We start from the raw sequence: 5,327 nt of genomic DNA, 5'->3' as shown, positions 1-5,327 counted from the left end.
GGAGTGGAGGCGGTGGAAAACAACTGCTCCTGCGGTTACTCGTCGCAAAGATTAGGACCAAATTGCCTTTGGTTCCAATCTTTTCAGCGGGAACAGCACGAGCTGAAGGMCCCRCAGGAAACGAATAGTGCAAATGTAAGTTTGCACTATTCGTTTGCGACGAAGCTAGCGAAGCGATGYRGGAGCACCGGTTTTTCTAGTGACGAGGAGACTGAAGCCGTGCCCGCGAAACGCGTCCGCCGCAATGGAAATCAACATWTTCTTGCATARGCTCTTTTTCAATAGAAATGCAGTTATATTCACTCATTTTWTTSTTTGTCTACAGTCTGAAAGGAGCCAAAACAGTTTATGTTTTGGCTCCTTTTTCGTTTGAAAAAACTTATTCATTACTTTGAATTCAAGAACGGTACATCGAATTCAAAGATATTTCGCAAAACGTTTTTCCAAATAGTTCTGTAGAACAGTCATGACTGAACAAATTGCCCAGTAGATAAGAGCTACAAGGATGAGTAGGGTTAATAAATCATATTCCCTTGCCCCAACGCTTCGTGCTTTTTGAAACATTTCTGGCACCGTAATCATTGCTGCCAATGAAGAGGCTTTGATTAAATCCATTAATACATTGGATAGTGGAGGTACGGCGATTCTTACGGATTGTGGGAGAATAATTCTTCTCATGGATTGCCAATACGTAAGTCCAAGTGCTTTGGAAGATTCCCATTGTCCAATATCAACGGAAGATAGTGAAGATCTAAGAATTTCAGCCATGTAAGCCGCGCTATTCAAACTGAAGCCAATCAGCGCAGCCTGCATCGCCGTAAATTCAACTCCGATGACTGGAAACCCAAAGTATAACAAGAACAGTATGACCAGGATTGGAACGCCTCTCATAAATGAAATGTACAATCTCGCTGGCCATTGTAAGAACAGAAGATTTGATGTTCTTGCCAGAGCAATGAAAAATCCGATAATCAGTCCGACTACCATACTGACAATTGCGATGAGAAGCGTATACCAAATGCCACTAAGAACGTAGGGGAAAGAATCAAGAGCTAATTGAGGATCAAATAGAAGTCCCCATTCAATTTCATTCATCCGTTAATCCCCCTGGCTCAATTAATCAATATTAACTTCTTTGGAAACATCCGCACCATTAAAGAATTTTGCGGAAATTTCACTGATGGTTCCATCTTCAAGCATTTCTTTCAACACTCGATTGACGTTGTCTTCGAGCTCTGAATTTTCTTTGTTGATGACAAGACCAATCTTGGACGGACTGTATTTGATATCCGGATGAATGGTGATGTTCAATTCAGGAAATGCAGCTACAGCAAGTGTTTGAAGATAATAATCATTTAAAATAACGTCTGTTCGCCCAATGGATACGTCACGTAAGTAAACTTCGTTCGGTACATTATCATACGTAACTTCTTCTGCTCCATATTGACGGGCCATTTCCATATAAACTGATGTGGATGCCCCAGCCGCTTTTTTACCCTTTAAATCTTCCAGAGATTTAATGCCTGATAAATCATCCTTGCGAACTACTGCTGTGCCATATGAATATTTAATCGGAGTGGAGAAGATGAAATTTTCAAGTCTGTCTTCGCTGATTTCAATGTCATTGGCGGCTAAATCAACTTGCCCAGTTTTGACACTTGTAAGCATTTCATCAAATCCAAGTTCTTTGAACTCTATATCCAACTCCAAGCGTTTTGCGAGTTCACGTACAACTTCCACTTCAAATCCAGTCAATTCATCCGATTGTTCGTCCCGGTAAGAAGTTGGGAAAAGTGTACCGGAAGTTGCAACAGTTATTGAACCTTCTTCTTGGATTGTATCCCAAGCTGTAGTTGATTTGGCTGATTCTTTTGCATTATCGTTTCCACATGCAGTCAAAAATACCATCGAAGCCAACCCGATATATAGTGATAATCTTTTTTTCTTCATAAAAAGCCTCCTTATAATGTAATCCGCTTAAAAACATACCATTGAAGTATGAATTAGAGCAACCTTTTGATTAAGATTTTCGAATGTAAGAATTCTTAGATTATTATCGATTTATTTCTTATTTAACAGAACCTGTAAATGTGATTAATAATTCGTTAATGAATACTCTTATACTTTCAAAAATACATTATATAAAGGAATTTTAATGTTTTTACTTTGAAAGGAGAGAATGAGGCGTGGGAATTAAATTTATCAAGGTTTCGGTCGTTTATTTTACCATTGGCGTAATACTGGGCATGTATATGTCCATGGGGCATGACTATACGCTCAAAGGCGTCCATGTTCACATCAGTTTATTAGGTTGGGTTTCATTTGCACTAGCGGGACTCATTTATTATTTATTTCCAAAAGCGGGAAATCATACGCTTGCCAAAGTTCATTTTTGGGCATCTAACATCGGCCTGCTACTAATGATGGTTGGCCTGTCTACACTCTTACTCAGCGGAGCAGAGCAGGCAGTAACATTTATTTCAATAGGTGCTACGCTAGTCGTAATCAGCGTTATCCTGTTTGCTTTCAATGTTTTAATGAACGTCAAGTTTCCAGTAATAACAGTGAAAGAGTAAATGAACAGAAGAAAGACCGGTGCGGAAATTCCGTTACCGGTCTTTTCGTGTTCCTGGACTTTCATGTATCATAGAAGTCTTCTCCATAAATTCGCAACAACTTACATTTCTACAAGATGCGACAGTTTTAAACATGATATGATAGACATAGTTTTTGATAAAGGAGTTCAACCAAGAATGCATTCATTTGAAGATCAAATTAATCACCTATTACAAGAAACGGCAAGAGCCTATACATTATTTAAAGAAGTAGACGATGTGGAACGAATGAACAAAACGAATTTGTTCTCACAAAAATTAATGAACCGGGAATTTACAATTGGTTTTGCAGGTCACTTTTCTGCGGGCAAGTCGAGTATGATCAACGCATTGACGGGAGAGCAACTCCTTCCATCCAGTCCCATACCAACAAGCGCGAATATCGTTAAAATACATAAAGCAACAAACGATTTTGCCATTGTGTATATGCAAGATCAACAACCAGTTAAATTTTCGGGAGATTATGATTTTGAAACGGTAAAAGAATTTTGTAAGGATGGACATGCAGTTTCGCAAATTGAAATTGGACATGAATCTTCGGTCCTACCTGAAGGAATAACGGTCATGGATACACCAGGAGTTGATTCTACTGACGATGCACACCGTATGTCGACAGAATCATCGTTACACTTGGCAGATATCGTTTTCTATATGATGGACTATAACCACGTCCAATCAGAGTTGAACTTTGGGTTTACAAAACAACTTATGAAATATAACGACAATCTCTATTTGATTGTAAATCAGATTGATAAACACCGTGAAAATGAGTTGACGTTTACGCAATTTAAAGAGTCTGTACACGACTCCTTCAAGGCATGGGGCGTAATACCAAAAGATATCTTTTTCACTTCTTTAAAAGATGCCAATCATCCTTACAACGACTTTACCGAAGTTCGGGAAATCGTGATGTACAGCATGAATAATTGGCAAGACCAATTAGTGAAGTCGTCGACCAATACATTAATCAAATTACACGATGAACATCTTGAATATTTAACGGATGAAATAGAAGAGTGCCAGTCAACTTTCGCCAACGTACTATCTGAGGATGAATGGGAAGATAAAGAAGAAATCAGAAAGACGGCCGCACACTATCAAAACCAAGCAAAATTACTTAGTTCTAAAGCGTGGTCAGATAACTTTGAAGCCAATCGAAAAAATTTACTGGATAATGCCACCATGATGCCATACGAGTTACGAGACAAATTAAAGTCGTATTTGGAAGCAAAACAAGAAAACTTTAAGGTTGGCCTATTCTTCAGTGGGAAGAAAACGGAAGAAGAGAGAAATACTCGTGGACAGCTTGTCGAAAAAGAATACGATACGGTCATACAATCTCAAATTGCCGGACATATGCGTTCATTAATGAAACAGTCTTTAAAAGATGTGGGCTTATTGACTGATGAACAATCACTGGCAATTGATCAGATGGAATTCCATCCAACTTTACAAATTATAGAAGAACAAATTCAAAAAGGGTCACTGGTTACCGCTGATTCTGTATTGAATTTTGCTAACCGAGTTACAGATGCGACGAAAAAATGGTTCATCCAACAAACCGATGGCTGGAAAAACGTGCACGCAAAAGTTATAGAGGACTTACCAGAAGATGATTTTGGTCAAGCTGATTCTAAATCTCGTGCCTATCAAGAAAAATTATTAGCGATTGAAACGCTGGAACAATTGCATAAACAGCATGTAGGTTTCACAAAAGAATGGGACAACCCTTCAAGAAATAMGAATAGTAACTCTGCTGAGTTGGTGAAAAAATGGGTGCAAAATCATGAGTTGGCTGAACAACAAATGGTACCTTTTGATTCTTCCATGATTGTCGAAAAAGACACGGAAGATAATGTTATGGAACATCCGTCTGACAGACCGGAAACTGCAGGTATTGCAGTGAATGATACACTGTCACGTGCGAAATACATTGCCAATCAGATTGAACATATCCAAGGCTTCTCTGAGGTTGCACAGTATCTGCAAACTAAATCTCAGCGTCTTGAGAAACAGGACTTTACCATTGCCTTATTCGGGGCTTTCAGTGCAGGCAAATCGTCGTTCTCAAATGCTTTAATGGGGGCAAATGTGTTGCCAGTTTCCCCAAATCCAACAACTGCCGCAATAAATAAGATTCGTCCCGTCACTGAACATAATCCGCACGAAACGGCTGATGTAAAGCTGAAAACGAAAGATCAATTTTTTGAAGATGTTGCTTCTTCATTCCATGCTATCGGAATCAATGTCGTTTCTTTAGATGAAGCGTACAAAAAGGCGAACGATATAGAAAATATGACGTTAGAAAACGAAGGCTTGCAAGTACACAAAGCATTCATTCGTGCTTTTAAAGAAGGGTATTCTACGTTCAAAGAACAACTTGGTGAAACTTTGCGCGTAAATAGAGATGAATTTGAAGCGTTTGTTGCCCAGGAAAACAAGAGCTGTTTTGTCGATACCATTGATTTCTACTATGATTGTCAGTTAACGAGAATGGGGGTCACTCTGGTGGATACGCCAGGAGCAGACTCTATTAATGCACGACACACAGGCGTGGCATTTGAATACATCCGTAATGCGGACGCTATTCTTTTCATTACGTATTATAATCACGCATTTGCTCGTGCTGATAGAGAATTTTTGATTCAGCTTGGTCGCGTGAAAGATGCATTTGAATTGGATAAAATGTTCTTTATCGTAAACGCCATTGAC

General features: G+C 39.0%; 4 protein-coding genes. 2 read left to right on the top strand and 2 right to left on the bottom strand.

Annotated elements, in window-relative coordinates:
• Window positions 1-417: 417 nt before the first annotated feature.
• Window positions 418-1,095, bottom strand: a complete 678-nt coding sequence (locus AC1DSL_RS15510) for an amino acid ABC transporter permease (RefSeq protein WP_477532868.1) — start codon at window positions 1,093-1,095, stop codon at window positions 418-420.
• 21 nt (window positions 1,096-1,116) lie between these two features.
• Window positions 1,117-1,950, bottom strand: coding sequence for a transporter substrate-binding domain-containing protein (locus AC1DSL_RS15505; protein ID WP_016427362.1), 834 nt, complete (start codon window positions 1,948-1,950; stop codon window positions 1,117-1,119).
• A 236-nt stretch (window positions 1,951-2,186) separates the two neighbouring features.
• Between AC1DSL_RS15505 and AC1DSL_RS15500 the strand changes: the two genes are divergently transcribed.
• Together AC1DSL_RS15500 and AC1DSL_RS15495 are read left to right on the top strand one after the other, a co-directional pair.
• On the top strand, window positions 2,187-2,576 hold the full coding sequence (locus tag AC1DSL_RS15500) for a hypothetical protein (protein ID WP_016427361.1): 390 nt from the start codon (window positions 2,187-2,189) through the stop codon (window positions 2,574-2,576).
• A 177-nt stretch (window positions 2,577-2,753) separates the two neighbouring features.
• Window positions 2,754-5,327, top strand: a 2,574-nt coding sequence (locus AC1DSL_RS15495; RefSeq protein ID WP_477532867.1) for a dynamin family protein, incomplete at its 3' end; no start/stop codon positions are given.

The sequence above is a fragment of the Paenisporosarcina sp. P4_D4 genome, assembly GCF_056401835.1.
Note: the sequence above shows the minus strand (reverse complement) of the source record. Positions and strands in the feature narration are given on the sequence as shown.